The 4,708-nt window shown below is 38.0% G+C and carries 6 protein-coding genes; all 6 read right to left on the bottom strand.

Annotated elements, in window-relative coordinates; all coding sequences use genetic code 11:
- Nucleotides 1–751, bottom strand: a 751-nt coding sequence (locus tag E1140_RS02875; RefSeq protein ID WP_155178851.1) for a purine-nucleoside phosphorylase, incomplete at its 3' end; no start/stop codon positions are given.
- 23 nt (nucleotides 752–774) lie between these two features.
- On the bottom strand, nucleotides 775–1,830 hold the full coding sequence (gene arsS, locus E1140_RS02880) for an arsenosugar biosynthesis radical SAM (seleno)protein ArsS (RefSeq protein WP_155178853.1): 1,056 nt from the start codon (nucleotides 1,828–1,830) through the stop codon (nucleotides 775–777).
- A gap of 10 nt (nucleotides 1,831–1,840) precedes the next feature.
- Nucleotides 1,841–2,176: an arsenosugar biosynthesis-associated peroxidase-like protein gene (locus E1140_RS02885; RefSeq protein ID WP_155178855.1), complete on the bottom strand. Its 336-nt coding sequence runs from the start codon at nucleotides 2,174–2,176 to the stop codon at nucleotides 1,841–1,843.
- Between the two features lie 249 nt (nucleotides 2,177–2,425).
- The gene (locus E1140_RS02890) at nucleotides 2,426–2,932 is read right to left on the bottom strand and encodes a peptidase associated/transthyretin-like domain-containing protein (RefSeq protein WP_155178857.1); all 507 of its coding nucleotides are present in this window, start codon (nucleotides 2,930–2,932) and stop codon (nucleotides 2,426–2,428) included.
- Between the two features lie 80 nt (nucleotides 2,933–3,012).
- Nucleotides 3,013–3,960: a lytic transglycosylase domain-containing protein gene (locus E1140_RS02895; RefSeq protein WP_155178859.1), complete on the bottom strand. Its 948-nt coding sequence runs from the start codon at nucleotides 3,958–3,960 to the stop codon at nucleotides 3,013–3,015.
- A gap of 47 nt (nucleotides 3,961–4,007) precedes the next feature.
- The coding region (locus E1140_RS02900) for an LOG family protein (RefSeq protein WP_155178865.1) at nucleotides 4,008–4,708 on the bottom strand (701 nt) is incomplete at its 5' end.

Genomic DNA, 4,708 nt, shown 5'->3' on the forward strand with positions numbered 1-4,708 from the left:
TAATAATTTCAGAAATATCTATAGGTTTTAAATTGTCGGGATCGCAATCATCTGTAAGAACAGAAACAGCTGAGCATGGAAGACCCATATGATTGGCTACTATTACCTCTGGCACGGTAGACATACCAACAACATCAGCACCTATATTTCTTAAATATCTGTATTCAGCCCGTGTTTCTAGATTAGGGCCAATCACAGAAACATAAACACCTTCATTGAGTTGAATTCCTTTCTCTTTTGCAATTACCTTAAGTTCTGAGTTTAGCCTTTCATTATAAGGCTGGCTCATATCCGGAAAACGCGGCCCAAGCTCGTCATAATTTTTCCCACGCAGTGGATTGTCAGGCTGAAGATTAATGTGATCATCAATAAGCATGAGCTGACCCTTTTTCCAATTCAGGTTCATGTTTCCTGCAGCATTGGAAAGGAGTAGTTGCTTTATGCCAAGCATTTTTAACACCCTTACAGGAAAGGTGATTTGCTGCATGGAATAGCCTTCATAATAATGAAAACGGCCATCCATGGCCAATACTTTTTTACCATGGATTGTACCATACACTAATTTGCCATCATGAGACATGACAGTTACCAAAGGAAAATGAGGAATATCTGAATACTCAATGGTCCTAATTACATCCATGGTGGCAATAAACCTACTGCCCAAACCAGTACCTAAAATGACCCCTACTTCAGGATTCTCTATGCCCTTGGACTGTAAAAAATCAGTGGCATCTCTTATCTGCTCAATCATACTTCAAATATTTTGTAAAAGAATTACGCAACTGCTCCCTGACAACTTGATCCTGCGCCTGCAGTGCATCCGAAGCAATGTTGATTGATTGCAATATTTCGTTTTGAAAGTTTTTCAAGATCGAAGTCCTTGATATGCTGGCCTGCTGATTTTTCCACCTTCATATCTAACATCTGATTAAAATCACAATCGTACATGTAGCCGTCATAATCAATCGAAATGGTATTTCTACACATCACCCCTTTTACTGCTGCAGGGTTAAATGCTGAAACCAGCTTCTCCATGTAATCTTCGTAGTTCTCTGTCCGAATTAAAAACTCCAAAAAGCGACTTATCGGAATATTGGTGATGGTAAATAAGCTATTAAATTCGATGTCAAAGTTATTTTTAAGCTCTTTCTTGAAATCTCTTTCCAACTCCGCCTGATCTCCTGGTAAGAACGCACCGCTAGGGTTATAAACCAAGTCTAATATCAAGCCTGAATCAGGTCTTCCGTAACCGATGGCATTTAACATTTTGAGCGCTTTAATTGATTTATCAAATACGCCTTCTCCTCGTTGTCTGTCCGTTTTATCAGGCTGATAAAATGGAAGGGAGGAAACTACTCTTACATTATTTTCTTTAAAGAATTCTGGCAGGTCATGGTATTTTGGATTGGCCAGAATTATGGTCAGATTTGATCTTACAATGATCTCTTTGACACCAGCCTTGTTTGCCTCTTCCACAAACCAACGGAAATCCGGATTCATCTCAGGTGCTCCCCCTGTTAAATCAAGGGTATGAATATCTGTTTTGCGCAAAACCTCGAGACAATATTCCATGGTCTCTCTGGTCATAATCTCCTTTCTATCAGGCCCGGCATCCACATGGCAATGTTTACAAACCTGATTGCACATGTAGCCGACATTTACCTGAAATATTTCAATGGTATCCGGCTTTAATGGAAATTCGCCTATCGGCTCTAATTTTTTCTTAAATGTTGGTAGCTTACCCTCACCAAATATTCCATTTGATAAAATCTTCACCTGAGTGGTTTTATCGGCAAGGTCATGATGTTGAGCTAACAGTGATTTTGACATAACTAATTTTTTACATCGACAATTTTTTGGCCTTATTCATCATCTGAACGCCATGAACTAAAGAGGCTCCACCTCTAATGGCAGCTGCAACATGTACGGCCTCCATCATTTGCTTTTCAGTAACCCCTTTTTCTAAAGTATCTGAAGTATAGGCATCAATACAATATGGGCATTGAATGGCATGAGAAACAGCCAAAGCAATTAAAGATTTTTCCCTTGCCGTTAACCCCCCTTCTTTAAATACATCTCCATAATAGTCGAAGAATTTTTTCGCTAAATCAGGCTCGAAGTCAGCAATGTTTCCAAATTTTTTAAGGTCAGCAGGGTCGTAATATGTCTTATCCATGTGTAAAATTAAATTTAGGCAATGAAGTTAAAGCTTTAAACACACAAAAGGCAAAATTGATTTAGTTAGCTCTCATCTAAATTATAAACATGTCAAGTATAAGACAGAACAGTAGGTAGTTTATATTATACCTGATGACAAATCAGGTTGATTTAGAATGAAGAGCATGAAATTATTAGGGCAGTTCAAAAAAGTCCCTTACTCCTTTCCGACTTATTTTATTACCGCCCTTTAAAAAGTTTAATTGGATTAGTCACCCAACAAAATAAGGTGGCTCTTCCATTCTTGTGGGATGTTATTGACATCCAGAATTCTTAACTCCTTTTCTTCAAGACTAGCTGTTGATTTAGATAAAGTTTCTACTAAGATGTCTGTTTCCAATTTATACATAGCTCCAGTTGCTGGATCTATTATTAACAGACCTAACCCTCCACCAAAAATCAAATTGCCAAAATACCAGCCATCAATTTTACAGTTTAAAGGAACTACTCTATCATCATATCCTTCAAGGCTAAAATGAACTTGATAACTGGCTCGTTTAAAATAACTCTGACCAGACTTAAGACTTAAGGTCGCAGGAGTAGTGCCTTGAAAAACGCTCCTTCCTTTTCCATCAGTAATTTTTACCGTGGCACTAGCAGGCTTACTATTAATAACAATTGGATAACTGCTTTTGCTAACTATAGAGGCACAGCTTGAAAATATTAATGCTAATAAGACTGTTTGGACACCATTAGCTTTTCCTTTTAAAAACATAAATTTTAATTTAAATAATACTAAAGAGTAAGTGCCGCAATAATCGCCAAATTATTTAAACAAAATCAACTATTTTCAATTTATATGATTGGAATAGCAATCTGATAAGATTTGCCACGCCTTACGTTAAGGTTATCATCCCGCAACCAGGGATTATGCCTTTTGAGAAGCTTGTAGTTAATACCTTGATCCTTAGCAAATTGAACCAAATCTTTAATATCTGAATCAATGGTTACATAGCGCAGTTCCTCTGACTTATAAAGATGACTAGCATTAATGTTGAATCCATACTTTTTAGGATTCTGAAAAATCTCTTTAATGGCCAGGATTCTAAAAACATAACGTGAAGTTTCATCATTAAGCATCAAATCATAATAAGATCCTTCTTGCTGATTACTCAACGCTCGCCCCAGTCCAGACATGCCCCGATTGTAAGATGCCGCGACATTGGTCCAGTTGCCAAACTTTTTATATGCTTTGTTCAGATATCTACATGCCGCCTCTGTAGACTTAATAGGATCATATCTTTCATCAACATCTCTACCTATTTCCAGACCATTTTCTTTGCCTGCATCTTTTCTTATTTGCCAAAAGCCAACTGCATTAGCCGGAGAAACAGCGTTCATAAACCCCCCCTCAATGGCAGCCAAATATTTAAAGTCTTCTGGTATGCCATTCTCCTTTAGGATCTTCTCCATTTCTGGGAACCACTTATTCGCCCGCTTCATAAGAAATATAGTACTACTGTGCCAGTATGTATTGATATGAAGTTCTCTATCAAGACGCTCGCGAACATCTGGTATATTTAGTGGTACTGGCTCACCGGCAAATGTAAGGGTATCTGGTAATTGCAACGAGATAGCATTTCTGTACTCTTGGAACTCCGTAGGAGGCAAATCTATATTTTTAGGATAGAAAGCCTGACTCACTACATTTGACTCAATACCTCTTTTACTTTCATTATATTGTATATAGGAACATACAAGAATGAGTGTAAGCAACGAGATAGCATGTGGTAGGTATTTCATAGAATTTGAACTTATGGGCTTCGTTTAAACAATAACGCTTCCTACAGTTAAAAATTCGGTGAAAGGAGATATTTCGCATAAAACTCATCGATAGCCGCAACTGCTTCAGTAGCATTCTCTACAATTTTAAAGAGGTCCAGGTCTGCTTCATTAATATTATTCTCCTGTTTCAACATTGTGCCTTTTATCCAATCAAGAAGCCCGCCCCAGTAGTCTTTACCTACTAGTACAATAGGAAATTTGCCAATCTTCTTCGTCTGGATTAGGGTAAGTGCTTCAAACAGCTCATCTAATGTTCCGAAACCACCGGGCATAACAATAAACCCCTGCGAATATTTTACGAACATTACTTTACGAACAAAGAAGTAATCAAATGTTATTAACTTATCCTGATCTATAAAGTCATTACCTTTTTGCTCGAATGGAAGGATAATATTCAGACCTACAGATTTACCGCCCTGTTCTTTGGCTCCTTTGTTACCAGCTTCCATAATACCGGGGCCGCCACCTGTAACTACACCATAACCGTGGCGTACTAGCTTAGCAGCAATCTCCTCGGCCATTTTATAATATTTATGATCTGATTTAGTACGTGCAGATCCAAATACAGAGACACACGGGCCTATTTTTGCTAACTTCTCGAAACCCTCAACAAACTCTGACATCACTTTGAAAATTACCCACGAGTCATAGCTCTTGATCTCGTTCCAGTCTTTCTCTTCAAATGCCCTCAGAATTTTTTGCTCTT

The sequence above is a fragment of the Fulvivirga lutimaris genome (genome assembly GCF_009711525.1).
Lineage (GTDB): Bacteria > Bacteroidota > Bacteroidia > Cytophagales > Cyclobacteriaceae > Fulvivirga > Fulvivirga lutimaris.

What these genes read in the sequence shown, in the direction of transcription:
- arsS (WP_155178853.1), bottom strand. Translation starts at nt 1,830, where the DNA reads ATGTCAAAATCACTGTTAGCTCAACATCATGACCTTGCCGATAAAACC.
- E1140_RS02885 (WP_155178855.1), bottom strand. Translation starts at nt 2,176, where the DNA reads ATGGATAAGACATATTACGACCCTGCTGACCTTAAAAAATTTGGAAAC.
- E1140_RS02890 (WP_155178857.1), bottom strand. Translation starts at nt 2,932, where the DNA reads ATGTTTTTAAAAGGAAAAGCTAATGGTGTCCAAACAGTCTTATTAGCA.
- E1140_RS02895 (WP_155178859.1), bottom strand. Translation starts at nt 3,960, where the DNA reads ATGAAATACCTACCACATGCTATCTCGTTGCTTACACTCATTCTTGTA.